At 56.1% G+C, this 25080-nt stretch carries 30 protein-coding genes and 1 riboswitch; of the genes, 20 read left to right on the top strand and 10 right to left on the bottom strand.

The features are described 5' to 3' along the window. Window positions 1–9 precede the first annotated feature (9 nt). From rsxA to QOY30_RS12860, 8 genes are all read left to right on the top strand, one after another. A complete protein-coding gene (gene rsxA, locus QOY30_RS12895; RefSeq protein ID WP_283745027.1) occupies window positions 10–585 on the top strand; it encodes an electron transport complex subunit RsxA in 576 nt (191 codons plus the stop codon). A gap of 59 nt (window positions 586–644) precedes the next feature. Further along, window positions 645–1193, top strand: a complete 549-nt coding sequence (locus tag QOY30_RS12890) for an RnfABCDGE type electron transport complex subunit B (protein WP_283745026.1) — start codon at window positions 645–647, stop codon at window positions 1191–1193. Window positions 1194–1370: 177 nt separating this feature from the next. Then, entirely contained in the window at window positions 1371–2855 is a 1485-nt protein-coding gene (gene rsxC / locus QOY30_RS12885) for an electron transport complex subunit RsxC (RefSeq protein WP_283745025.1), read from the top strand. Next, the gene (locus QOY30_RS12880) at window positions 2852–3919 is read left to right on the top strand and encodes an RnfABCDGE type electron transport complex subunit D (RefSeq protein WP_283745024.1); all 1068 of its coding nucleotides are present in this window, start codon (window positions 2852–2854) and stop codon (window positions 3917–3919) included. The genes rsxC and QOY30_RS12880 overlap by 4 nt, the downstream gene beginning before the upstream one ends. A gap of 1 nt (window position 3920) precedes the next feature. Next, the gene (gene rsxG, locus QOY30_RS12875; RefSeq protein ID WP_283745023.1) at window positions 3921–4550 is read left to right on the top strand and encodes an electron transport complex subunit RsxG; all 630 of its coding nucleotides are present in this window, start codon (window positions 3921–3923) and stop codon (window positions 4548–4550) included. Further along, window positions 4547–5227 (top strand): electron transport complex subunit E, encoded by a 681-nt coding sequence (locus QOY30_RS12870; RefSeq protein ID WP_283745022.1) that lies wholly within the window; start codon window positions 4547–4549, stop codon window positions 5225–5227. Before rsxG ends, QOY30_RS12870 begins: the two co-directional genes overlap by 4 nt. A gap of 118 nt (window positions 5228–5345) precedes the next feature. Then, a complete protein-coding gene (locus tag QOY30_RS12865; RefSeq protein ID WP_283745021.1) occupies window positions 5346–5627 on the top strand; it encodes an RnfH family protein in 282 nt (93 codons plus the stop codon). Window positions 5628–5648: 21 nt separating this feature from the next. After that, entirely contained in the window at window positions 5649–6887 is a 1239-nt protein-coding gene (locus tag QOY30_RS12860) for a cation:proton antiporter (protein ID WP_283745020.1), read from the top strand. 44 nt (window positions 6888–6931) lie between these two features. On the opposite strand, the gene QOY30_RS12855 is transcribed toward QOY30_RS12860, so the two are convergent. The 3 genes from QOY30_RS12855 to QOY30_RS12845 all read right to left on the bottom strand — a co-directional run bounded on the left by QOY30_RS12855 (window position 6932) and on the right by QOY30_RS12845 (window position 9219). After that, entirely contained in the window at window positions 6932–7366 is a 435-nt protein-coding gene (locus QOY30_RS12855; protein ID WP_283745019.1) for a bacteriohemerythrin, read from the bottom strand. Continuing rightward, a complete protein-coding gene (locus QOY30_RS12850; protein ID WP_283745018.1) occupies window positions 7363–8223 on the bottom strand; it encodes an SIR2 family protein in 861 nt (286 codons plus the stop codon). The genes QOY30_RS12855 and QOY30_RS12850 overlap by 4 nt, the downstream gene beginning before the upstream one ends. A 231-nt stretch (window positions 8224–8454) precedes the next feature. Then, entirely contained in the window at window positions 8455–9219 is a 765-nt protein-coding gene (locus tag QOY30_RS12845; RefSeq protein ID WP_283745017.1) for a 3',5'-cyclic-nucleotide phosphodiesterase, read from the bottom strand. 126 nt (window positions 9220–9345) lie between these two features. Between QOY30_RS12845 and QOY30_RS12840 the strand changes: the two genes are divergently transcribed. From QOY30_RS12840 to QOY30_RS12825, 4 genes are all read left to right on the top strand, one after another. Further along, window positions 9346–9582 (top strand): AbrB/MazE/SpoVT family DNA-binding domain-containing protein, encoded by a 237-nt coding sequence (locus QOY30_RS12840; protein WP_283745016.1) that lies wholly within the window; start codon window positions 9346–9348, stop codon window positions 9580–9582. Between the two features lie 2 nt (window positions 9583–9584). Beyond that, window positions 9585–9983: a type II toxin-antitoxin system VapC family toxin gene (locus tag QOY30_RS12835; protein WP_283745015.1), complete on the top strand. Its 399-nt coding sequence runs from the start codon at window positions 9585–9587 to the stop codon at window positions 9981–9983. Window positions 9984–10323: 340 nt separating this feature from the next. Further along, complete coding sequence (locus QOY30_RS12830) at window positions 10324–13263, top strand: HsdM family class I SAM-dependent methyltransferase (RefSeq protein WP_283745014.1); 2940 nt, start codon at window positions 10324–10326, stop codon at window positions 13261–13263. A gap of 68 nt (window positions 13264–13331) precedes the next feature. After that, complete coding sequence (locus QOY30_RS12825) at window positions 13332–13931, top strand: hypothetical protein (RefSeq protein ID WP_283745013.1); 600 nt, start codon at window positions 13332–13334, stop codon at window positions 13929–13931. Between the two features lie 103 nt (window positions 13932–14034). Here the strand turns inward: QOY30_RS12825 and QOY30_RS12820 are convergent, their stop codons facing one another. Continuing rightward, window positions 14035–14937: an NAD(+)--dinitrogen-reductase ADP-D-ribosyltransferase gene (locus QOY30_RS12820; RefSeq protein WP_283745012.1), complete on the bottom strand. Its 903-nt coding sequence runs from the start codon at window positions 14935–14937 to the stop codon at window positions 14035–14037. 109 nt (window positions 14938–15046) lie between these two features. Here QOY30_RS12820 and nifH point away from each other — a divergent pair, with 109 nt between their 5' ends. From nifH to QOY30_RS12785, 7 genes are all read left to right on the top strand, one after another. After that, window positions 15047–15925: a nitrogenase iron protein gene (nifH, locus tag QOY30_RS12815; protein ID WP_283745011.1), complete on the top strand. Its 879-nt coding sequence runs from the start codon at window positions 15047–15049 to the stop codon at window positions 15923–15925. Between the two features lie 191 nt (window positions 15926–16116). Then, window positions 16117–17592, top strand: coding sequence for a nitrogenase molybdenum-iron protein alpha chain (gene nifD / locus QOY30_RS12810; protein ID WP_283745010.1), 1476 nt, complete (start codon window positions 16117–16119; stop codon window positions 17590–17592). Between the two features lie 83 nt (window positions 17593–17675). Further along, entirely contained in the window at window positions 17676–19244 is a 1569-nt protein-coding gene (gene nifK, locus QOY30_RS12805; protein ID WP_283745009.1) for a nitrogenase molybdenum-iron protein subunit beta, read from the top strand. 104 nt (window positions 19245–19348) lie between these two features. Further along, window positions 19349–19570: a putative nitrogen fixation protein NifT gene (nifT, locus tag QOY30_RS12800; protein WP_283745008.1), complete on the top strand. Its 222-nt coding sequence runs from the start codon at window positions 19349–19351 to the stop codon at window positions 19568–19570. Between the two features lie 118 nt (window positions 19571–19688). Beyond that, window positions 19689–19889: a 4Fe-4S binding protein gene (locus tag QOY30_RS12795; RefSeq protein WP_349496690.1), complete on the top strand. Its 201-nt coding sequence runs from the start codon at window positions 19689–19691 to the stop codon at window positions 19887–19889. Window positions 19890–20007: 118 nt separating this feature from the next. Next, the gene (locus QOY30_RS12790; protein ID WP_283745007.1) at window positions 20008–20715 is read left to right on the top strand and encodes a dinitrogenase iron-molybdenum cofactor biosynthesis protein; all 708 of its coding nucleotides are present in this window, start codon (window positions 20008–20010) and stop codon (window positions 20713–20715) included. 15 nt (window positions 20716–20730) lie between these two features. After that, window positions 20731–21000, top strand: a complete 270-nt coding sequence (locus tag QOY30_RS12785) for a DUF6129 family protein (RefSeq protein WP_283745006.1) — start codon at window positions 20731–20733, stop codon at window positions 20998–21000. Window positions 21001–21025: 25 nt separating this feature from the next. Here QOY30_RS12785 and QOY30_RS12780 read toward each other — a convergent pair whose 3' ends face one another. From QOY30_RS12780 to crcB, 3 genes are read right to left on the bottom strand one after another with little or no spacing between them, the layout of a single operon-like run. Beyond that, window positions 21026–21355, bottom strand: a complete 330-nt coding sequence (locus QOY30_RS12780; RefSeq protein WP_283745005.1) for a DUF190 domain-containing protein — start codon at window positions 21353–21355, stop codon at window positions 21026–21028. A 24-nt stretch (window positions 21356–21379) separates the two neighbouring features. Continuing rightward, window positions 21380–21757 (bottom strand): HIT family protein, encoded by a 378-nt coding sequence (locus QOY30_RS12775; protein WP_283745004.1) that lies wholly within the window; start codon window positions 21755–21757, stop codon window positions 21380–21382. Beyond that, a complete protein-coding gene (gene crcB, locus QOY30_RS12770; protein WP_283745003.1) occupies window positions 21757–22152 on the bottom strand; it encodes a fluoride efflux transporter CrcB in 396 nt (131 codons plus the stop codon). The genes QOY30_RS12775 and crcB overlap by 1 nt, the downstream gene beginning before the upstream one ends. A 73-nt stretch (window positions 22153–22225) precedes the next feature. Continuing rightward, window positions 22226–22302: riboswitch (Fluoride riboswitch) on the bottom strand. A gap of 121 nt (window positions 22303–22423) precedes the next feature. Between crcB and QOY30_RS12765 the strand changes: the two genes are divergently transcribed. Then, a complete protein-coding gene (locus QOY30_RS12765; RefSeq protein ID WP_283745002.1) occupies window positions 22424–22846 on the top strand; it encodes an EamA family transporter in 423 nt (140 codons plus the stop codon). A gap of 118 nt (window positions 22847–22964) precedes the next feature. Here QOY30_RS12765 and QOY30_RS12760 read toward each other — a convergent pair whose 3' ends face one another. The 3 genes from QOY30_RS12760 to QOY30_RS12750 form a co-directional block, all read right to left on the bottom strand. Then, entirely contained in the window at window positions 22965–23573 is a 609-nt protein-coding gene (locus QOY30_RS12760) for an HD-GYP domain-containing protein (protein ID WP_283745001.1), read from the bottom strand. Between the two features lie 144 nt (window positions 23574–23717). Beyond that, complete coding sequence (locus QOY30_RS12755; RefSeq protein ID WP_283745000.1) at window positions 23718–24758, bottom strand: hypothetical protein; 1041 nt, start codon at window positions 24756–24758, stop codon at window positions 23718–23720. A gap of 106 nt (window positions 24759–24864) precedes the next feature. Further along, entirely contained in the window at window positions 24865–25014 is a 150-nt protein-coding gene (locus QOY30_RS12750) for a hypothetical protein (RefSeq protein WP_283744999.1), read from the bottom strand. Window positions 25015–25080: the final 66 nt, after the last annotated feature.

Genomic DNA, 25080 nt, shown 5'->3' with positions numbered 1-25080 from the left:
GAGATCGATATGCGCGAATACCTTTTATTACTGCTCAGCACCGTGCTGGTGAACAACGTGGTGCTGGTGAAATTCCTGGGGCTGTGTCCGTTCATGGGCATCTCCAAGAAAACCGATACCGCAGTCAGCATGGGTCTGGCCACGACCTTCGTGATGACCATGGCTTCCGCATCCTGCTGGATGCTGGAACACTGGCTGCTGGTGCCGTTGGGTATGGTGTACCTGCGCATCCTGGTTTACATCCTGGTCATCGCGGTCGTGGTGCAGTTCACCGAGATGGTGGTACGCAAAACCAATCCTGCGCTGTACCAGGTGCTGGGCATCTACCTGCCGCTGATCACTACCAATTGCGCCGTACTGGGCATCCCGCTGCTGACCACGCAGGAGAAGCTGCCCTTTGCGAACAGCTTGCTTTACGGCTTCGGCTCGGCTGCCGGTTTTACCCTGGTGCTGTTGCTGTTCGCTGGTCTGCGCGAACGCCTGGCGCTGGCGCAAGTACCGGGTGCGTTCATCGGTGCACCGATCGGATTCATTACTGCAAGTTTGCTGGCATTGGCCTTCATGGGCTTTGCCGGCCTTGTTTAGAAATGTAAGGTGGGCACAAAAACGTGCCCACCCTACCTGGAAATTATCAGGAGAAAAAAATGTTCGTCGCTGTCGTCAGCCTGACTATCCTCGGTTCAGCCATGGGACTTTTCCTCGGCTATGCCGCACGCCGTCTCGAGGTTGAAGGCAATCCGCTGATAGAAGAGATACAGGCCATACTGCCCGGTTCGCAGTGCGGCCAATGCGGCTTTCCCGGATGCGCGGGCGCTGCGCAAGCTTTGGCCGACCGCAGCGCACCCATCACGCTGTGCCCGCCCGGCGGCCGTGCCGTGGTGCAGGCGTTGGCATTGAAGCTCGGTGTCGAAGCCAATCTCTCCGACGTAAAAGACAACGTGCCGATGATCGCCGAAGTGAAGGAAGAAATATGCATCGGCTGCACGCGTTGCTTCAAGGTATGTCCCACCGATGCAATCATGGGTGCGGCACAACAGATGCATTCGGTATTCCGCGAGGCGTGCACTGCCTGCGGCAAGTGCGAGGAAGTCTGCCCGACCGAGTCGATCAAACTGCAGCCGATCCCGGTGACACTGCACGCCTGGTACTGGCACAAGCCGGTCATTCAACCGATGCAGACAGTTAGTGCGTGAGGAGTGCAGCATGAGCAGAGAGCAGGGGCCCCACGTGTGGGGATGTGAACGTCAGCGAGTGCGGGAGGGTCGTTGTGCAGCAACGGGGTACCCACCGGCCTCCTCCTTGCGAGGGCTGCTGCAAAGCATCCGGCTCACTGCATGTTGCATTCCGCTCCATTTTAATGAGGGTGCTTTATGAAACTCTTTCGATTACGTGGCGGGGTGCATCCGGAAAGCTGCAAGGAATTGGCGGCGGATCGTTCGATCCGCGTTCTGCCCATGCCGAAGCGCCTGTACGTGCCCCTGCTACAACACGTGGGTGCGCCCGCACAGCCTCTGGTCAATGTGGGCGACAAGGTGCTGAAGGGGCAACTCATCGGCGCCGGCCAGGGCGTCATTTCCGCTCCTGTGCATGCGCCTACTTCCGGGCGCATCCTCGCCATCGGTGATTTCCCCGCGGCACATCCGTCCGGGCTGACTGCGCCGACGATAACAATAGAAGCGGACGGCGAAGACCGCTGGCTAGAGACGGAGATCGTATCCGATCCATTTGCACTGACACCGGACGAGATTGCTGCACGCGTCGCCGCTGCGGGCATCGTCGGCATGGGCGGTGCGACTTTTCCCTCTGCGGTAAAACTGAATCTCTCGCGCAAGAATAATGTGCGCACGCTCATCATCAACGGCGGCGAGTGCGAGCCCTATATCACTTGCGATGACCGGCTCATGCGCGAACGGGCGGCCGAAATTGTCGAGGGCGTTCGCCTCATCCGGCACGCAGTGGGTGCGACCGAAATCATGGTCGGCATCGAAGAGAACAAACCGGCGGCACTTGCCGCCATGCAGGCTGCGGCAAACGGCACCGAAGTCCGGGTGATCGCCGTTCCGGCGATGTACCCGATGGGATGGGACAAGCAAATGATCCGTGCGCTGACAGGACGTGAAGTGCCTGCAGACGGACGCACTGCCGACATCGGCGTACTGGTGCACAACGTCGCGACGGCCTTTGCCGTACGCGATGCCGTGCGTTTCGGTCGCCCCCTGGTGTCGCGGCTGGTGACGGTGAGCGGCGGTTCGGTGGTCGAACCGGGCAATCTGGAAGTGCCGATCGGAACGCTGGTCGAAACACTATTCCAGTTCTGTGGCGGTTTTGCCGGCAAGCCGGCGCGCATGGTGCTGGGCGGGCCGATGATGGGAATCGAACTGGCAACGGCTGCCGTGCCTATCGTAAAGGGCAGCAGCGGTGTGCTGGCGCTGACCTCCGGCGAGATAGGCAGCGTCCAGCCGGCCCCGTGCATCCGCTGTTCCAGTTGCGTGCGCGCATGCCCTGTCGGGCTGCTGCCGCTGGACATGGCTGCACATATCCGCGCCGGTGATTCGACCGGCTCCGTTGCGCTGGGGTTGAAGGACTGTATTGCCTGCGGCTGCTGTTCATTCGTTTGCCCGTCGCATATTCCGCTGGTGCACTACTTCAACTTCGCCAAGGGCGAATTGATGGAACAGGAACGCGTGAAGCTGAAACAGGAAGCCACCAAGAAGCTGGCAGACGCCCGCAACGAGCGTATCGCCCGCATCGCCCGCGAGCGTGCCGAAGCGGCAGCGAAACGCAAAGCCGCGCGCGAAGCAAAAGAACGCGCCGCAAAAGAAGCCGCAGCCAAGGCTGCAACGGAGACCGCATGAACCCCATTGCACATTCCCCGCACGCACACGCACCCGTCAGCATCGGCAAAGTGATGGGCACAGTGCTGCTCGCGCTGACGCCGGCTACGCTGTTCGGTTTCTGGCTATACGGCTGGCCCGCCATCAACCTGTGGGCGGTGTCTCTTATTGCCGCCATCGTCGGCGAAGCCTTTACTGTCAGTTTGCAGGGACGTGCCGTGCGCCCGGTGCTGATGGACGGTTCCGGAATATTGACGGCATGGCTGTTGGCGATTTCTCTGCCGCCGTTTGCGCCCTGGTGGGTTGCCGCGTTGGGTAGTCTGTTTGCAGTCATCATCAGCAAACAGGTGTTCGGCGGACTGGGCCAGAACCCGTTCAATCCGGCGATGGCAGCACGCGTGATGCTGCTCATTTCGTTCCCGCTGGAGATGACCACCTGGGTTGCGCCCGCACCATTGGGTTCGGCACATGCACCCGGTTGGCTGGAAAGTTTGCACATCACATTCCTGAGTCAGCCGCTGGATGGCATGGCCAGCGCTTCCCTGCTCGGTCATGTGAAGACCGAATTTACGCGCGGCGTCGGACTGGATCAGGCTTTGGCCGGTTACTACGCGCCGCTCGATGCACTGTGGGGTAGCCGTGCCGGCAGTCTGGGCGAGACGGCGGCATTGTTGATACTGCTCGGCGGCTTGTTCCTCATCGCGCGTCGCATCATCACCTGGCATGCGCCTGTTGCGATGCTGCTAGGTGTGGCCGTGCCCGCGCTGGTCTTTAATGCCATCAATGCCAATCATTACGCCGGACCGATGTATCACTTGCTCTCGGGCGGCCTGATGCTGGGTGCGTTCTTCATCGTCACCGACCCGGTGACTTCGCCCAACACCGCGACCGGGCAATTCATCTTCGGGCTGGGATGCGGGCTGCTGACCTGGATTATCCGCACCTGGGGCGGTTATCCGGAAGGCGTGGCTTTCGCGGTGATGCTGATGAACGCGGCGACACCGCTGATCGATTACTACGTCAAACCGCGCATCTATGGCCGCGACCGCAAGGGTGTGTCGTTGACCGCGAACAAAGGATCATGAGATGAGCCTCGAACAAATACGCGGAAAATTGTTTTATCAGGGCCTGCTGCTGGGTGCAGTGGCGTTGTTGACCAGCGCAGCGTTGGCGCTGGCATCGCATGTCACCGAAGTCGATATCAAGGCAGCTGAAGCGGCGGACCTCAAGCAGTCGCTGACACAAGTATTGCCGGGTACTTACGATAACGATCTGTTGAAAGATACCGTCACCTTGCCCGGCAAGGACGGAGATGTGCTGGTGTACCGCGCACGCCATGAAGGCAAGGTTGAAGCCGTGGTGTATCGCATGATCGGACACGGCTATGCAGGAGCACTGGTGTGCGTGATGGGCGTGTCTCGCGAGGGCAAGATACTCGGTGTGCGCGTCATCAAGCACGCGGAGACACCGGGCCTGGGCGACAAGATCGATCCCGCCAAGAGCGACTGGATACATTCGTTCGAAGGCAAGTGGCTGGGCGAACCCGTGGCAGAAAAATGGGCAGTGAAGAAAGACGGGGGCGTGTTTGACCAGTTCGCGGGAGCGACCATCACCCCGCGCGGCGTGGTCAAGGCAGTGAAGCAGGGACTGGAATTCTTCGAACAGAATCGGGCGGCATTGCTTGATGAGGCAGCGGCGGAAGGAGCAGTGAAATGAGCGGAAATTACGGACGCATCGCGCGGGACGGACTATGGGACAACAACATCGTCTTTGCGCAGATACTCGGCATGTGCCCGACCATGGCGGTGACCAGCAGTGCCACCAACGGTCTTGGCATGGGACTGGCGACCACGGCGGTGCTGCTGGCTTCGAACGCGATCATCTCGGCGGTACGCGACCTGATCAGCCCCGATGTGCGTATCCCGGTGTACATCGTATTGATTGCCACTCTGGTCACGCTGGTCGATGTCAGTCTCAACGCATGGGCGCATGACTTGTACAAAGTGCTCGGACTGTACATCGCGCTGATCGTGGCGAATTGCGCCGTGCTCGGTCGCGCCGAAGCGTTCGCCGCCAAGGTGGGTGTCGGTGAAGCGGCGATGGATGGCTTGATGATGGGCTTGGGCTTTACCTTCGCGCTGACGCTGATCGGCGGCATACGCGAGGTATTGGGTGCGGGCACGCTGTTTGCCAATGCACATCTGTTGCTGGGCCCGGCCTTTGCATTTCTGGAAACGACGGTGATTCCGCATTACAAAGGTTACTTGTTGATGATCCTGCCGCCAGGCGGCTTCATGGTGTTGGGATTCCTGCTGGCAGGGAGGCGCGTTCTGGAAAGCCGACGGGCCGCACGCGCAGCGTCTGCAGCATTGCCTGAAGCGGCTGCAAGTTAGAACAAATCCTGTTCGTCCTGAGCTTGTCGAAGGATGAACGACGCATAAAGCTACGTATCATTTGTCGCTCACCCTTCGACAAGCTCAGGGCGAACGGCTAGATTAGGGAGTACGAACTATGCAAATTGGCGTGGCCTATTCCGAACCCGCGCAGCAACTCTGGCTGCGCATCGAGGTGCCTGACGACACGACAGTGCAGGGTGCCATAGAACAATCCGGCATCCTGAAGAAATTTCCGGATGTCGATTTGAGCGCATGCGCGGTCGGTATCTTCGGTAAAATTGCCGAGATGGATGCAGTACTCAAACCCGGCGATCGGGTCGAGATCTACCGCGCTATCACTGCCGATCCGGCTACCGTTCCTCGTCGTGTCATTGCCGGGGAGGACGACGAAGACTAAAGCAACCGATCAGGGAACGAGATGGAATCCTCCGCAGCTCTGGAACTCGCGAAACATACCTTACTCGTTTTTGGCATCATCCTCGGCATCGGGACGTTCTCCGGTCTGCTGGCCCGTCTGGTAAAGATTCCCGATGTGGTGGTTTTCCTGCTGGTCGGCATGCTGATCGGCCCCGGCGTGCTGGGCTTTGTGGACATCAAGGCGGATTCGACCGTCAACCAGCTCATCCTGATATTCGGTTCCAGCTACATCCTGTTCGACGGCGGTGCGTCGATCAAGCTCACGGTATTGAAAGAAGTCTGGATCACCCTGCTGGTGATCGCCACGGTCGGCGTATTGATCACTGCATTCATCACCGGCGTGGCGGCGTATTACCTGCTCGGCGTGCCGTTCATCGTCGCTTTGCTGTTGGGTTCCGCGCTGGCATCCACCGATCCGGCGACGCTGGTGCCGGTGTTCAAGCAGATCAGGATCAAGGAGCGCGTCGCGCAGACCGTGATGAGCGAATCGGCTTTCAACGATGCGATGGGGGCGATTGTCACCTTCACCGTACTCGGTGTGGCGATGGGCTCGGGCGCATTCTCCGTAACTGATGCGTTGGCGGGCCTGCTCAAGCAATCCGTGATCGGCGTCGTCATCGGCGCCGTGCTCGGCTATCTGGCCGCAGTGCTGACCTCGCATGAGAAATACAACTTTCTGCAGGAGTTCGCACCGGCCGTCACCCTGATGGCGGTGATCGGTGCCTACATGGGGGCGGACGGCCTGCAAGCCAGCGGTTTCATGGCGGTGTTCGTGTTTGGCATCATGATGGGCAATGTGGACTCGCTCGGTTTCAAGCGCAGCGAAAGCGAAAGCCACCAGCTCGAAGATTTTGTGATGACCACCGCATTCATCATGCGCATGTTCATCTTCATCCTGCTCGGTACGCAGGTCGATTTCGGGCTGATCAACCAATACCTGTGGGCGGGAATCGGTGTGGTGGTGATCTTCATGCTGGTCGCGCGTCCGGTCACCGTGTTCTTGTGCGCATTGCCGGATCGTCGTGCCAAATGGAGCTTCAAGGAAATGTTGTTCATGTGCTGGACGCGCGAGACCGGCGTGATTCCCGGCGCGCTGGCCGGCATGCTGGTCGGCATGAAAGCGCCCGGCGCGCAGATCATCGCCTCGGTCACTTTCATCGCGATCCTGATGACCATCCTGATCCAGGCCACCACCACCAAGTGGCTGGCGAGAAAGCTCGATCTGCTGGTTGAGGACTGATCCGGGGGCACGCCGAACAAGTCCCCTCTCCCACTGTGAGAGGGTTAGGGTGAGGGATGACCAGTGGAATCTTCACACTTACCCCCAACCTTTTTAAGATGCATCACCAGCGCACCATCCATCATCGCCAGATGCGTATCGAACCATTCCGGCAAACCTTCCTTCACATAAGCACGTACCAGCGGCAAGTGACCGCGTTTCAGGCTGCGGTTAAGTTGCTGCAACTCGCCCAGCACGCGGTGGTGTTCCCCTTCGTGTTCAGGCAGTCCGCGGTATTTTGAGGCTCGCATCAATACGCCTTCTGCCTTGAAATGCGCAGCGGTGTGATTGACCAGCGCCTGGAACAGTGCCGGAAATTCTGCATTTCCTGCAGCGATAAGCGCCGCGACTTGTTCGATGAATTCACGATGCGTGGAATCCATCTCTTCCATACCCAGTGTATGGCGAGTGTCATCCCATACCGCTTGATGCTTGCTCATGCGGCTGCCAGGCTACCGTTCCAATTTTGTGCGGCAGTCAGGAAATCCGTCACGTCTGCATTAACGATTTCGATGCCCATCTTGCCCAGGTAGCGTTTCTCCTTGTCGGTCGGGTGCGGAATGAGAGCCCAGCCTGCTGGTTTATCCGCGCCAAAAATGACATCTGAAAACACCATGCGGTCCGTGTCCCGATTAAGTCGCATGCCGAGCAGCAGATAGCGTTTGTTCTGGCGCAGGCGTTTGACGAACGACGGAATGGCGAAACCGCCCATCAGTTCGGTGATGTAATCAACGAAATCGGCATCCGATGCGATGTAGTTCGATTCCGGCAGCGGCGTTCCGAGCGGCTTGAACAGAATGGGGAGGCTGGTATCCACCGCTTCCTGCTCGATGGCAGAATAAGCTGTGCCGTCGTATTTGAAAAGCCGGAAGCGGTATTCCTTGCCGGACATGCGCGCAATGCCGACGATCAGCGTGTGCGGTGTGGAGGCATATTGTTTCTGCAATTGCGTGTCGCGGTTGGCATCGATGAGGTAGGGCAGTTTTTGCTGCGCCAGCCAGACATGCAATGCGGAAGTGCTCCATTGCGTATCGCGATAAGTCGCATCGAGGAATTTATTGACTGCCGAGCGGCCGCGCTTCAGTTCCACATTCATTGCGGCGCGCGGAAACTCGAACATCAGCTTGGGCGCCATCGGCTGGCCGTTGTTCATGGCAATGATCAGGCTGTCGCTGTCTGCGGGGATGGCTTTGCCCGTGGCCGGGTCGATTACGCCGTTGAGTGCGCCGGGGCCAAGGTAAGGGACGACGCTGCCATCGGAGAGGCCGGCGAAGATATTTTCGAACGAGGTGCTCATGGGGATGACTCCTTCTTGTGAATGACAAGTGAATCATTCGCAAGAAGCGGGCCAGAGTGTCCGTCCAGTATGGGCGCGGGTTGCAGGCCGACGGAGTTTGGAGGAAATGCGACAAAGCCGGAAACGTTGTCGCACAAGGGTGCCGGGGTAGGGCGCGAAACACCGTTCGTACCGACTCTTGATCCCCGTTCGCCCTGAGCTTGTCGAAGGAACGAACGGCGCTCCCATTCCCTAAAGCTCAAAAGCATGCCCGCGCTGCAGCATCTGCGGTTTGAAATTCCCGGCACTTTGCAGTACTTCGCGCATGGTGATTTCCTCATATCCGGCTTCCATATGCACGATGAACAGCTCTACCGGGTGATCCAGCAGGCGCAGTCCCCGCGCCAGAATATCGGCCGTGGTGTGCCCGGAGCGCTGCGCACCGACGGTATTGTCGTTGCGGAACGTGTTTTCGATCAGCAGATATTTCAGATTGTCGATGTGGTTCAGCGCCTGCCAGAAATCCGGACAGAAGGCGGTGTCGGCGCTATATACCCAGCTGGCTTGCCCGTTATCGACGCGGTAGCCGACACACGGAACGGAATGGCGTGCCGGTAGCGCGGTGATGAACCTGCTACCCATTTCTACCGTTTCGCCCGGCCGTATCGGCGTGAAAAGGATATAGGGACGCTCCGGAACAGGCTGCACGGTGTAGTCCGGCCATAAGTGGCCGTTGAACATGTGCTCCCTGAGGATGGCGATGGTCTCCGGCAGCGCATATACGGTCAGCGGCGCATCGCGGAAACTCCCTGCTGCATCCGCCAGCATGGGCAGGAAAGCACAGTGGTCGAGATGCGAATGCGTGAGGAATACGGTGTCGATGGCGACGGATTGCGCCAGGCTCAGATCGCCGGCACCGGAACCGGCATCGATCAGGATGTCGTCGTCCACCCGGTAGCAGGTGGTGCGAAGTTCGCCGGTGATGCTGGCGTTGCAACCGAGGGTGGTGATGCGCATGGTGGCTTCCTTGATAACAAGTTGTTTTGATAATCAACTACTTTTCCTCAGCCTGCAAGACTGTTGCCGGACATTATGTTGCGGTATTACAATTAAGCCCCAGGTAATACTTCGATCGGGATCATCATGACTACAACACTGACTAGCAAAGGCCAGGTCACCATTCCCAAGCAAATTCGGGATGCGCTCAACATGGAGCCGGGTTGTTCGGTGCAGTTCGGCGTCAACCAGGATGGCGATGTCGTCATCCACAAAGTCGGCGCGCGCACCAGCCGCAAGCCGGACCGCTTCGATGCTGCCCGCGGCAAGGCCGATGTCAAATGGCGCACCGATGACCTGATGGCACTGCTGCGCGCCGAGTAATAATGCTGCTCGTCGACACCAACGTCCTGATCGACGTGCTGGAAGACGATCCCGAATGGGCGGACTGGTCAATCGCCCAGTTGCGTGCCCAGTCCAAAGTTCACCCGCTGACTATCAATCCCATTATCTATGCGGAACTGTCACTGACGTTCTCCAGAGTGGAAGCCCTGGATGACGCCATCGAAAAGCTAGGGCTAACATTACTGGAGTTGCCGCGCCCCGCTTTATTCCTGGCGGGCAAAGCATTCGCGCAATACCGCAAGCAGGGCGGCAAAGCCAATAATGTGTTGGCTGATTTCTTCATCGGTGCGCATGCGGCGGTGCTGGGGTGTCCGCTGCTGACGCGTGACGCGCGGCGGTACCAGACATATTGCCCAAAGGTGAAGTTGATTACTCCTTGAGAGCTGGGGCGTAAAACAATTACGATGCCGAATCGCCGGTTGGCAATGAAAGAGCTCTAGTTGCCGGTTGACAACAGAACGTTCGTTCTCTACGATGTAGCTGTCATTCTGAACGTCAATTCCTGTGACTTTGTCAGGGAATAAATTGGATACGGGAAGGAAAACGTCATGGGCAGTAAATCTGCGTTTGCAAGGCCACTCACTAGTGGGGCTTGATTGCCAAATGATTCCGCCAACTTGGTTGGCATATAATGCAAAATTGGAAAATTTGGAAAATGGCGATGGGAACAATATTTTTCCAGCTTGGCGGAGAGTCTGGTGAAACTCAAGTGACGTGCGAATGCAGCATGAAATGACATCTCTTGGCGACGAGCTTATACAGTATGGGGCGCTTCGCTCGCAGTTGATCGATATTCGAGCCGACAACCAGCCCCGTGTTCTGAACTATCTCGATCTGCGAGCAGACTCTCCATTTTGGCGTCTTCCGATGGTGGTTGAGAGTCATGATCGCCCCTGTGTACATGTGTTTGATGGGCGTGATGGAGTTACTCAAGAGCAAATCAGCCATTGGTGCTGGAGAGTAGCGTTGCGAGGCGACGGTGCATGGATTGGCGTGTTAGAACCCGGCCTGCTTCGTGTGTTTCGTGCAGACATTTTAGGAAATAAGATAAATCCGGTTGAGGAGGCAGTAGCATACTCCGGTGAGTGTATTTTGCCGCGATTCCTGAATGATGTAAGTGCTGGCCAAGATGATGTGGCTCGCCGTCGCTATCTGACAAAACTATTGGAGAATTCGGCGAGGGCGGCAACTGAACTGGGGCTTTCGCAAATGGATGCCCTTTCACTGGTGGGGCGCGGGTTGTTCTGGCGTTTCCTTGTTGATCGCAAGCTGCTGACTGGTCTGGAGCCTGGTGATGTCTGCGAGTCTGCCAAGACTTGGGAACATTGCCTTGATACCAAGGCTAGGGCCATACGCACATTCCGCTGGCTGGATGAGACATTCAATGGGGGACTGTTGCCATTTGAAGTTTCTCCTCGTGATTTTGATCCCAAGGTTTATTCCTCCGTCTTGGGGAACATCGCGCACGGAGCGACTGAGCATGGCCAATTGCGTTTACCGACCGACTGGCAGGATATTGATTTTTCATTTATTCCAGTTGGCCTGCTCAGCGAGGTGTATGAAGCCTTCGCCTACAATATTGATGCTGCTGATGCGGCAGAAAAAAGCATTCATTACACCCCCTCTTATCTGGCTGACTTCGTTGTTACCCAGTCCTTGGAGCGATTGCCTGAAAATGTTCGGCCACGTATTCTCGATCCCGCTGTTGGTGCGGGTGTATTCCTAGTCATTGCACTACGCAAGCTGGTTGAGCGTGAATGGCGGCAAACCGGGCGTCGTCCTCAGCGCGGAAAAATTCGCGACATCTTGAACAGACAACTGGTGGGATTCGATGTCGATGGCAGGGCGCTACGCCTTGCAGAGCTTGCGCTGTACCTTACGGCACTTGAGCTTGATCCGAAGCCGAGACCGTTGAACGAACTCCGCTTCGATGCATTACGCGAGTCTGTTCTGTTCGACCTTTCCAAGGTGCCACATGGCAGTTTGGGGCCAATAGATAAGCGTTTCAGACACAAATTCGACGTCGTTATTGGCAATCCGCCATGGACGGCAAAATCTGGCGGTCTAAACGAAAAGAATGCTTGGGTAAGCAGCTCTCGCGATGTGGTTCGAGAACGACTGGGCGAAGATCGTGCTGCCACATTCGATTTCCCGGATACGAATATCGACTTGCCTTTCGTGTGGCGAGCTATGGAGTGGTCAAAGCCGAGGGGGAGAATTGCGCTTGTAACGCATGCGCGTTGGTTATTCGGCCTGTCAGAGCGTGCTGTGCATGCCAGAAACGATTTGATTCAGGCGGTTCGAGTTACGGGTATTCTCAATGGTTCTGCATTGAGAATGACAAAGGTGTGGCCAGGGGTCAGTGCGCCATGGTGTGTTCTTTTTGCGACCAATGAGTCGCCGAGCTTGAGCGATTTCGATAGCTACGTTTTTCAATTCATTAGTCCCGCTCAGGATGCTGAGCTTGCCTCGAAGCAGGCCCGTATCCGCATCGACTGGTTCGATTCATATACGGTGGCGGCGGAAGAGTTGCTTGAGTGTCCTTGGGCGCTGAAGGTGCGCTTTCGCGGGAATCGCTTGGCTGTGCGTGTGCTCCGCTCTATGCGGCAAACCGGTATCGAGCTACAGGTTTACTTTGAGCAGCTTGGGCTCCAGTTCAAGAACGGTTACCAAGTGGGGGGGGAAGCTCGTAAGGAGAAACAGCAAAGCTCAATCCACATGATGGGTATGCCGGATACCAAGACTGCAGGGCGGCTCGGATTCGTGATCGATGCCGATGCTCTTCCACGTTTCAGTCTGAAAAAGCTGCTGAGTCCACGTGATCCAGAAATTTATCGCGCCCCCCTTCTTCTTGTAGCGAAAAGCATTCCAGCAGATCGGCTTGCAATACGCACGAGTCGGGCAAGCGCTGATGTCGCTTTTCACGAGTCCTATCATGGGCTTTCGTTCGCGGGTATAGCCGAACCCGACCTTCTATCACGCTATATTCAACTCTGGCTCCAGTCTTCAGTTATGATCTTTTGCGAACTCTTGATGGATGGGCAATACGGAGTGGAGCGGGATGCAATTTATCAGGAAAGCTTGAGTCTGCTACCCATCGTTCCTCTGGAGGAGCTAAGCATTGCAGAGCGTGAACGTTTGTTGAGGCTGTCGAAGAAAATCAAAACAACATTGACGCAGGAGTTGGCAGACGAGATCGACGATTTTGTATTCGACACGTTCAAACTTTCATCACCCGATCGTGATGCGATCCGCGATACGCTGGTCTCTGGACTGCCTTCGTCGAATTCGAAGCGTAAGGCGGCGGGACTGGTATCTTCCATGGAGCGAGACAATTTTCTTTCTGTGCTACAGGATTCGCTCAATAGCGTGCTGTCTGCATCTGATTTGAGCGCAAATGTCCGGGAGCGCCCTGATCTCCAGTGGTCCCCCTGGCGAATGTTGGAGGTTTGCATTTCAACTGACGGACGCTGGGGCGATATCGAAGCACCTGTCGGCGATTTCCTGATAGAGGCTGAGATAAGCGGTGCGTCACTTGTGATCGTGAAAGCAACTGCCACGACATGGCTGATTGGCTTGCTTGATCGTTACGTGTGGTGGACGCCGACGCGGGCTCGGCTTCTTGCGACGGACCTGATGGTGCGACAGTCAGTGACATGAATTCGTCTTTTCGTAGGTCTTTCCCGCTTTCGGTTGTGCCGCCGGTTCCTTTTCATGAGCCAGATATAGTGGCTATCCACAAGCAGGCTATTGTGAGTGCCATTCGATGGGCATGGGACAAATTGAAGCGGACTGAGCCACTTTTACTCTCTGGCGGATCGGAGGAGGAAATTACTGAAAGACTTCAGACGCTATTGAACGAACGCAGATCGGGGCGTCGCCTTGCATCGTGGCTGCAGGATTTCGAAACCGTCGAAAGGGGGGCAAGCCAGCGAACTGCTGATGGGCGTATAGGCAAAAAGCCGGATATGGTTTTCCGACCGCCAGCCTATGACTCTGTGGTCAATACGACCCGATGGGGATGGTTCGTCGAATGCAAGATTGTCGATGGTGCGGCTTCTGTTACAGCTTATCGGGACAATGGCGTGTATCGATTTGCATCTGGTGAATACGCGGCATGGATGGCAAGCGGCGCGATGTTGGGATATGTTCGTGATGGGGCGAAACCCGTGCCGACACTGGATGGGCCTTTAAAAGGAAAGGTTGGCACGAAGTGGCATAACCTGGGGCCTGATTCGAGTCAAAGTACCAGCGAGCATGATCGCTCAGGCTTGGTTAATAAGTGCATTGATATAACGCTTACGCATATATGGCTTCCTGCTAAGTAGTTTTCATATTTCGAACTGTGGTGATGCGTTGCGTGAAAGGTGGCGCCAAGTTTGATGTGTATTATTGGATAGCGCTGAAAGGGCAAGCGAGTCTGAATTTAATTCAGTATGCCGCAATATTAACCTCATACAACCCGCCAATCACCGTAAATTCATCCTCCCCTTGCAACATCCCCGGCAGCAATCTCGTATAGCAAAACACTTTGGCAAGCGGCACTTGCGCGGAGAGCAGGTAGTCGCCGAACTCGTCAGCGCGTTCGCGGCTGGCAGTGAATGAGCTCAGGCTATTAAAGAGCACTACGCGACCTTTCTCATCCAGCGCGGATAATGTCTCGTAGTCGTCTACGCGGTTCACGCCGCGATACAGGGTGAGATGGGTCTCGCCGGGATGCTGTCGCGCGAGTTCGTACTGACAATAGGTGTAGAGCAGGTCGAACTGCGACTCCAGCGCGTTGGTGCCGTACAGCGCGCTGGCGCGCATTTCCAGGTAATGCCGATACGCTTCGCCTGACAGGTTGCGTATATGTCCTCCATGATGGCGCGGCAGCAGACCGAAGCGCGATTCCACCCAGCCCTTCAAGGCAGCCCCTTCCCGCCCATCCGCATCGAAGCTCCAGCCGCGCACCATGCGCAAATAGTCTGCCTTTTGCCGCTTGTGCGTCGCTTGTGATGTGTAGCCCGCCTGTTCCGGTTCGTCGAGATAGAACGAAGCATTCATGTGCATGGTGAAGGCGTCGGCGCGGTCCGTGGCGTCGTCGATCTGATCCAGCAGTTTGAAAAGTCCGCGGTGGAATTGGGCGACACCGTCGAGTTCTAGCGCGACGGGCGAACGTTGAAAGGTGAGGCCGCCAAGGATGTCGGCGGGCAGGTTGCAGCGGTTGATCGGCAGGCGCGCCGAGCGCGGCAAAACCGGATTCCGGCTTGTAGCTACTCCTACAAAGGCATCTGTCTTGTTGTGTTGTACATCCACCAATGCTTGTAGGGTTGATTTATTTTTCTCTTGCATTTCATGAGGTTGGATGTCTGTGGCGGCGTGGCACGGAGCTTGCGATGTACTGGGTGCGAGCGACAGTTTTCAATCGCAATTTAAATTCTGAAACTCTTAGGAGACTAACATGGCTCTGCGTCAATGCGCAATTTACGGGAAGGGCGGTATCGGCAAATCGACTACCACCCAGAACCTGGTAGCTGCTCTTGCCGAATCCGGCAAGAAAGTAATGATCGTCGGCTGCGATCCCAAGGCGGACTCGACTCGTTTGATTCTGCACTCGAAGGCACAAAACTCCGTGATGGAACTGGCTGCCGAAGCCGGTAGCGTCGAGGATCTGGAACTGGAAGACGTGTTGTCGGTTGGTTTCGGCGGCATCAAGTGTGTTGAATCCGGTGGACCAGAGCCCGGCGTTGGTTGTGCCGGCCGCGGCGTCATCACCGCCATCAACTTCCTCGAAGAAGAAGGCGCGTATGACGAGGCACTCGACTTCGTTTTCTACGACGTGCTGGGTGACGTGGTGTGCGGCGGTTTCGCCATGCCGATTCGCGAAAACAAGGCGCAGGAGATCTACATCGTTTGCTCCGGCGAAATGATGGCGATGTATGCAGCCAACAACATTGCCAAGGGCATCGTGAAGTATGCGAACTCCGGCAGCGTGCGTCTGGCCGGCCTGATCTGCAACAGCCGCAACACCGACCGCGAAGATGAACTCATCATGGCGCTGGCTGGCAAGCTGGGTTCGCAGATGATCCACTTCATCCCGCGCGACAACGCTGTGCAGCACGCCGAGATCCGCCGCATGACCGTGATCGAATACGATCCTACACACAAACAGGCTGACGAGTATCGCGCACTGGCGAGAAAGATCGTGGAGAACAAGAAGTTCGTTATCCCGACCCCGATCACCATGGACGAGTTGGAAGCATTGTTGATGGAATTCGGCATCATGGAAGCAGAAGACGAATCCATCATCGGCAAGAAAGCGGCTGAACTGGCTGCTTAAGTTGTAGGTCGGGTTAGCCGAAAGGCGGTGCGCAGTTGTTGGGAGCTTTGCTCCCCTTACAAATACGGCCTACCCCTTGCGGGTATAACCCGACAGTCTCAAATGATGTTGGGTTACGCCCTGCGGGCTAACCCAACCTACATAACCTCTGACAGACTCCACATATTGGTGGGTCATTTAAGGAGAATGAAATGACTGCATTAACACGCGAAGAAACCGAAGCCCTGATCCAGGAGGTGCTTGAGGTTTATCCGGAGAAAGCAAAGAAGGACCGCGAGAAACACCTGGCGGTCAATGATCAATCCATCGAACAGTCCAAGAAGTGCATCACCTCCAACCGCAAATCGTTGCCGGGTGTGATGACCATTCGCGGTTGCGCCTACGCCGGTTCCAAAGGCGTGGTGTGGGGCCCGATCAAGGATATGATTCACATTTCTCACGGCCCGGTTGGCTGTGGTCAATATTCCCGTGCAGGTCGTCGTAACTACTACGTCGGCACCACAGGGATCAATACATTCGGCACGATGAACTTCACTTCCGATTTCCAGGAAAAAGACATCGTGTTCGGTGGCGATAAAAAGCTGGCCAAACTCATCGGCGAAATCGAGCAGCTGTTCCCGCTGAACAAGGGTATCTCCGTGCAATCCGAGTGCCCGATTGGCCTGATCGGCGACGACATCGAAGCGGTCTCCAAGAAAGCTGCAAAGGAGATCGACAAGCCTGTCGTTCCCGTGCGCTGCGAAGGTTTCCGCGGCGTATCGCAATCGCTGGGTCACCACATCGCCAATGACGCGATCCGTGACTGGGTTCTGCCGCGCCGCGATGGCAAGGCATTCGAAGGCACACCGTACGATGTGGCCGTGATCGGCGACTACAACATCGGCGGCGACGCATGGTCTTCCCGCATCCTGTTGGAAGAGATGGGCCTGCGCGTGGTTGCGCAATGGTCCGGCGACGGCACCATCGCTGAAATGGAAAAGACACCTTACGTCAAGGTCAACCTGATCCACTGCTACCGCTCGATGAACTACATCGCGCGTCACATGGAAGAGAAATACAGCATCCCCTGGATGGAATACAACTTCTTCGGCCCGACCAAAGTTGCCGAGTCGCTGCGTGCCATCGCTGCGTTGTTCGACGACAAGATCAAGGAAGGTGCCGAGCGCGTCATCGCCAAGTACCAGCCACTGATGCAGGCAGTCATTGACAAGTACAAGCCGCGTCTGCAAGGCAAGCGCGTCATGTTGTACGTCGGCGGTCTGCGTCCGCGTCACGTGATCGGTGCCTATGAAGATCTGGGCATGGAAGTGGTCGGCACAGGCTACGAGTTCGGTCACAACGACGACTACGACCGCACCATCAAGGATATGGGCAACGCCACATTGCTGTATGACGACGTCACCGGCTTTGAATTTGAAGAATTCGTGAAGAAGGTCAAGCCTGACCTGGTCGGCTCCGGCATCAAGGAAAAGTTCATCTTCCAGAAGATGGGTGTGCCTTTCCGCCAGATGCACAGCTGGGATTATTCCGGCCCGTACCACGGCTATGACGGCTTCGCCATCTTTGCACGCGACATGGACATGACTTTGAACAACCCGTGCTGGAGCAAGATCACAGCACCGTGGTTGAACAAGGACGGTTCTGCAGCAGAAAAGAAGGCAGCGTAACAAATACCGGGCGGCGGTAACGCCGCCCACCTATCAATCTGTGCCGGCATCTGCGCATGAGCAGTGCGGCTAAGGAGATAAAAATGCAACAAGCTGATGACATCAAACCCTGTTATCCATTGTTCCGTCAGGACGAATACAAGGAATCGATAAGCAACAAGCAAACTCAGTTCGAAGAGCGCCACGAAGCGGACAAAATCCAGGATACGTTCACCTGGACCACTACGATGGAGTACCGCGAACTTAACTTCAAGCGCGAAGCGTTGACCGTGAATCCGGCCAAGGCTTGCCAACCACTGGGCGCGGTGTTGTGCGCACTGGGGTTCGAGAAGACCATGCCGTATGTGCACGGTTCGCAAGGCTGCGTGGCTTACTTCCGCACCTACTTCAACCGTCATTTCCGCGAGCCTATCTCTTGCGTGTCGGATTCCATGACTGAAGACGCAGCCGTATTCGGCGGTCAGAAGAACATGATCGACGGTCTGGAAAACTGCAAGGCACTGTACAAGCCGGACGTCATCGCCGTATCCACGACCTGTATGGCCGAAGTGATCGGTGACGACTTGAACGCCTTCATTCGCAATACCAAAAAGGCTGGCAACATTCCCGACGACTATCCGGTTCCGTTCGCGCATACCCCGTCTTTCGTCGGTTCTCACGTGACCGGCTGGGACAACATGTTCGAAGGCATCATGAGCTACTTCACGCGTAACAGCATGGAGGACAAGGTTCCCGGCAAGAACGGCAAGATCAACATTGTTCCCGGCTTCGAGACCTACCTCGGCAACTACCGCGTCATGCATCGCATGCTGGACGAGATGGGCGTCGAGCACACCATGCTGAGCGATCCGACTGAAGTGCTGGATACACCGGCTGATGGTCAGTTCCGCATGTATGCAGGCGGAACGACCCAGGACGAGATCAAGGAAGCGCCGAACGCCGTCAACACCTTCCTGCTGCAACCGATGCAACTGGACAAGACCAAGAAATATGTCGAACAGATATGGAAGCACGAACCGCCGAAGTTGAACATTCCGATGGGCCTGGAGTGGACCGACGAATGGCTGATGAAGGTCTCCGAAGTGACCGGCAAGCCTATCGCCGCATCGCTGGTCAAGGAGCGCGGCCGTTTCGTCGACATGATGACCGACAGCCACACCTGGCTGCACGGCAAGAAGATCAGCTTGTACGGTGATCCCGACTTCACCCTGGGCATGACCAAGTTCCTCACCGAGCTGGGCATCGAGCCGCTGCATGTGCTGTGCAACAACGGCAGCAAGAAGTGGACAAAGGCCATGGAAAAGATGTTGGCCGAGACTCCTTACGGCAAGAACACCCAGTTGTTCGCAGGTGCCGACTTGTGGCACTTCCGTTCGCTGGTGTTGACCGAGAAGCCCGACTTCATGATCGGCAACAGTTACGGCAAGTTCATCCAGCGCGATACCTTGCACAAGGGTAAAGAGTTCGAAGTTCCGCTGATCCGCATCGGCTTCCCGATCTTCGACCGTCACCACCTGCATCGTGCCACGACACTGGGCTATGAAGGTGCCATGCAGATGCTCACCACGCTGACCAATGCAGTGCTGGAGCGTCTGGACGAAGAGACCAGAGGCATGGGTACCACGGACTACAACCACGACCTGGTCCGCTAAGGCAGGAGACGGGAAACAGGATACGGGATTTAGCAAGAGCGGGTTGCGCCGCTCTCCTGAATCCTGTATCCAGAATCCTGGATCCTGCAACTCAAGGAGTTGTAATGGCAAACATCATGATCCAGGGCAGCAAAGGTGCGTACGTGTTTTATCTGCCCAAGCGCGACCTCGAGGACAACATCGTATCGATGGAGTTCGACACCCCGGAAAAGTGGGGTGGCGAGATCAGGCTTAACAACGGCGGCACGTATTACATTGAGCCGCAGGCTGCACCGGCCAGGTTGCCGATCTCCCTGCGTGCCAAGCGCCTGGATGCGGCGGAATGAAACCGGGAAGGGTTAAGGGAGAAGAGGGAAGGGAAAATGCGGATTTGATTTTACCCTTGAGCGCCGCAGGCGCGATCCCTTCCCCCTTTACCCTTCTCACATCAAAAGGAGAATCATCATGGCAATGAAGATCAATATGGATTTGTGTACCTCCTGCGGAGACTGTGAACCGGAATGCCCAACGGCTTCCATCAGTGTGAAGAAGGGGTTGTACATCATCAACGCGAGCGAATGTACCGAATGCGAAGGTGAATACGACAAACCGCAATGCGTGAAGGTGTGCCCGATCAAGGGTTGCATCACACAACTGGCGGCGTAACAACAGAGAAGGGTAAAGAGGGAAGGGATAAGGGTAAAAACATGTTCGGTTCTACCCTTGAGCGCCGCAGGCGCGATCCCTTCCTCCTTCTCTCTTCCTGAACTGGAGGTACCGAGCCATGACCACAACAGTGATTACCAAAACCGCGGCGTTGCGCATCGCGCAAGCTGCTCGTGCGCTTGCGGATGTGAACGCAGGCGCCTTTGCAGCCAAGCTGGGTGACAACCTCGGCCTGCCGATCACCGAAGAAAAGCTTGCCAAGGTCACCGTGGCTGATCTCAAGCTTATTCTTTCCGGTGAAGAAACCGTTGAACCGGACGTGGATAGCGCATCCATCAAGTTGGCCGTGCGCTATCTGTGGGGCGAAGCCGGCGATGCCGATAATCTTCCACCGATGGATGCCTATGTCGACGGGGAGATACCCGGCAGCCTGCGTGTGGCTGTTGCCTCGAACACTGAAGAAAATCTCGACGGCCACTTCGGCTCTTGCCCGCGCTTCCTGATCTACCAGGTCGGGCGCAATGACATACGCCTGATCGATGCGCGCTCGACGCTCATTACCGACGATGCCGAAGACAAGAATGTCGCCCGTGCCGAACTCATCAGCGATTGCCAGATTGTCTATGTGCAATCCATCGGTGGCCCCGCGGCGGCCAAAGCCGTGCGCGCCAACATCCACCCGGTGAAAGTGCCGGATGGCGGCAAGGCCCGCGTCACCTTGCAACGCCTGCAAGCCGTTCTTGATGCGCCACCACCCTGGCTGGCCAAGATCCTCGGCGTGGAAGCGAAATCGCTGAGCAAGTTCAGTGCGGCGGAAGATGACTGAGGCCATGCGATGATCGTGCCCGAGACATTGGAGAAGATTGCGAGCGCCGCTGCCGCGTCAGGCGAGCTGAGCGAAGGAACATTGCTCGCCTTGAAAAAAACCTGGCCGGATATTCGTTTCACGATCTGTAACGACGACGACATGCCGGCACGCTTGCCGGCTGCTTTGCAGCGCGAAAAATTCAATCTGTATCTGGTCAGCGGCAGTGAGCATTGCCTCAGCCTGACCGATGATCCCTTGCAGGCCATCGGAGTGGTGCTGGCTTGTGTGGATGAGGACTGTTGAGCTATCCAGGAAATATGACGATATCTTATTGGCCCGTTTCGCCATTGATCACGCCATATTCGGCGGGCAGCCTGACGTAGAACATGGTCAAGCCGGAGCTTCTGACCATCTCCAGAAGCCGATCCGCCTCATCATCATTCACGATGAATTCAACTACCACCGGCAGATCACCCGCCAGTTCGAAGAAGTGTTCTTCATGGAATATGCCGTGACGTCCGAAACCGGAGATGGCCTTGAAGGCTGAGCCGCCGTGCATGCCCATTTTCTTCGCCTGTTCCAGCAACCATTCGTACACCAGGGTGTGTTGGTGGTTGCGATTTTCGTGCATGTAAAACTTGAGAGACGTGCCTTTCATGATGTGCCTCCTCTGGATTGGTCTTTAGTAAGACTGCCTTGATGGAATTACGCCACGCACACCGCCGCGCGGGCTTTCCATGTCGCCCTTGTAGCGTGGAATGAGGTGCACGTGGACATGCGGGATCGTTTGGCCCGCCAACACGCCCACGTTGATGCCGACGTTGTAACCGGCGGGGGCATGTTCGCCGTCCAGGTAATGTTTCGCGACATTGAGCAACGACAATAGCGCAACTTTTTCCGCGTCACTGGTGAGGAAAAAGTCGGCAACATGACGCTTTGGGATGATCAGGAGGTGGCCCGGATTGACCGGGAATTTGTCCGGTTTGACATAGGCCAGTTCGTTTTCAATCAGGATGCCATCCGGGATGCAGAACGGGCAGTTCGGAATATCCGCAGTCATTACGCCACCCCTTTCGCCTTGAGCAGATTGACTGTCAGCATACCCAGTACCGTCATGACGAGCGAGCCGCCGAGATGGACAGTCGTGTGGGCCAAGGCCCAAAGATATTCGCTTCGGGAAATGAGCGTGACTGCTTCCGCGGAAAAAGTGGAAAAGGTGGTGAGCCCGCCCATGAAACCGGTGATGACAAACAGTCGCACTTCCGGCGGCAGGCCGGCATATTCGGTAAAGAACGCGACCGCCACTCCGACCAGATAGCCGCCGATCAGGTTGGCCGCCAATGTACCCAAGGGAAGCGTGGGGAAAACCGGATTGAGCAGAATGCCCAGCCACCAACGCAACCACGCACCCAAAGCCGCGCCGAAACCTACTGCAAGAAAACCGTAAATGCCCATGTCATTCCTCCGTCCGGATTGGTATCGATCCGGCAGAGCAGGCAGAAAAAATGCCTACCGCCCCGCTGCCGGGTTATCGGTAGGCATCATCAGCCCGGATGGGCGGTTCGGAGCAGGAACTCCGGGAGGCATGCCATCTCCGGGATGAAAGGTAACAAGCTTCTTCGACGATGTAAAGGTAGCCAGGCAAGGCATTTTCCCGGATCGGAATCATTCGGCTTCAATAACAGGATATAGTTTTACCCATTGTGCTTGCCGGAGGTTAATGATCATGTCTTGGAAATTGTTTGCGCTGGGTTCGGCTTTCTTTGCGGGATTGACGGCCATATTCGGGAAGCTCGGTGTCGAGGGTATCAATTCCAATCTGGCGACATTCATTCGTACCGTCGTGATTCTGGTCATGACGTTTGCGATCGTGAGCTTTCAGGGCGAATGGCGCTTTCCGCAAAGAACCATGGAAATGCGACCTGTCGTTTTTCTGGTGCTTTCGGCCATTGCCACAGGGTTGTCGTGGCTCTTCTACTACCGCGCTCTCCAGATGGCACCGGCCTCCATGGTCGCGCCGGTGGATAAACTCAGTGTCGTGTTTGCCATTGTGCTGAGCGTATTGTTCCTGGGCGAAGCGGTCACGCCCAAGTTGATCGTCGGCGGGACGCTTGTCGTTGCCGGAACGCTGGTTTTGATCTGGCCTTAGTCAAGACTGAATTAGGGGAATGCCCATCAAGTCTGTTTTCCCCCTCTCCCTCCGGGAGAGGGGGGCTTGCTCGGCATTTACTCAAGTTTGAAGATGTGATTCGATTGCAGTAGAACAGTCAGACTTTGGTGGCCTTGTACTGGCTGGATTCGATGATCTGGGAAAAGAAATCCATGAGTTCCGGATCGTGCTTTGCTCCGGTTTCCTTATGCAGGATAGCCATAATTTCCGGATGCGTTCTTGCGTTATGGTATGACCTGGTCACGGCCATTGCGTCGTAACTGTCCGCAATGGAAATGATGCGCGCGCATATTGGAATGCTTTCTCCCACAAGTTTGTCCGGATAACCCCGACCGTTGTAGTGCTCATGATGGTGACGGATCAACAGGGCGGCTTGTTGCGAGCCCTGGAGCTCGGTTGCAGCCATGATCTTTTCCCCGATTTCGGAGTGCTGCTTCATGGTTTCCCACTCGTCCGCATCGAACTGCGCGGGCTTCAACAGGATGTGGTCGGGTATCCCGATCTTGCCTATGTCGTGGAACGAAGATGCAATGTGAAGCGCATTGAGTTCGTTATTGGAGAGGCCGCAATGCACGCCGATTTCACGGGAAAGGCCTTGCACACGTTCGGAATGAAGCCGGGTCAACAGGTCGCGATAACCCAGTGCAACCGACAAGGCTTTGGTGTACATGTACAGTGCATTGAAAACCGGATCTTCCAATTCCATGCCGAGCCTCCGAAGAAAATCCCCTGCCGCTCTGGATTCATCACTGATGCAATGCGACACCAAAGACAGGATGGTTAATGCTGTACCGGATAAGACACTGGTTGCGGCATATGGTTCTGTACAAGCTTGAATGCCCTCGCCGAGTCACTTCGCCTCTTGCGCCATTCGTACCCATTTGCTATTGAAGATTGGCGGAATCGCTCCCGGGGTCATTTCAGGACGACTGCCTATCTGGCAATCGGTGCTGTTGATCTGGTTGAACCACTCCCGGAACCGCAACATGCTGGCAGGATTCATGACGCATGTTTTCTGGCCGAAGGGATGCCCGAGCTGGAACAGCAGATGCCCGATCTCATGCGCCAGATACGCACCTGCCAATTCTGCTGCGTCTTCTTCGGAATATTGTTCACCGCCGCGCATTAGCCTGGTGGTCTCTGAATTGTCCTGGAAAGGGAACGTGCTGAAGTAGATATAAGCGCCATACTTGCCGGTGCGGCTGTACGAGGTTGTGCCTACCGTGACGCCCCCGCGTATGGCTGAATGGATGTCGACACCATAGTACTCGGCGCTCGTAATCAATTGATTGGTCAGCACCAGATCATACGGCAGGTTCCCATAACCCAGAGTGTCCCAATAGACCCATTCGTTATAGGGCGAGGCATCTAGCACGGGCGCACCGTCAGCCGCGTTGAGATGTCGCCATTGCTGCAATCGATCGAGCATGACATTCGCCAGCAGCTCGGAGAGTGCCATCAGGTCCTTTGGATGAGCATCCGCGGGCAGATAGGGTGCAGCGAAGGCAAGCGCATCCTGCAGTTTCGTTCCGCGTTGAGTGAGTGTCGTATTGATGCCCTCGGCCAATTTCTGTTTGTCGCCAGTACCCGATTTGAAATCGTATATGGAAGACATACGCTCTTTCATGATGGCCGGTGGGATGAGCGCAAACAACCGGTCAATCCCAATTTCCGGAATATCGGTGAACTCGACGTAGACGCCGAAATCCTTCCAGACGGTCAGTTGGGCGGATGCCAATATGATGCGCAGATGGTCCGGTGAAAATCGCGCAAGGCGCGGGTTGGTGGCGTTAACGACGCGGATCCTGACTGTGGAGCCCGACTTGATCGGCGCGACGGACGATTTTTGCCATTCGTTGGCAACATCCCCCTTGCATCCAAGGAGCAACATGATTATTCCCATGCTCAGATACTTAAATAGCAAGATGCTCCTTTCAGTCATGAAAAAAGTTTGATCCGGTGCTGCACTTTCTGATCTCAAGCCGAAGCTGTTGAAACTACAAACCCATGATGATCAGTATCCCTGATGCGATGGCAACGACAGACATAATGGTACCCATTCCCGAAAAACTGAAATGAAGAATGTGCGCCAGCCCGGTGACGATGAGCCAGATTGCCAGCAGCAACACTCCGATGCTTCTTTTCATTGCGAGACTCCCAAGTAAATTTATTTTTAGGGAAACGCCGATCAAGTCCGTTCGCCCTGAGCCTGT

The organism is Sideroxydans sp. CL21, assembly GCF_902459525.1.
GTDB lineage: Bacteria > Pseudomonadota > Gammaproteobacteria > Burkholderiales > Gallionellaceae > Sideroxyarcus.
This window is presented reverse-complemented; position numbering and strand designations above follow the sequence as displayed.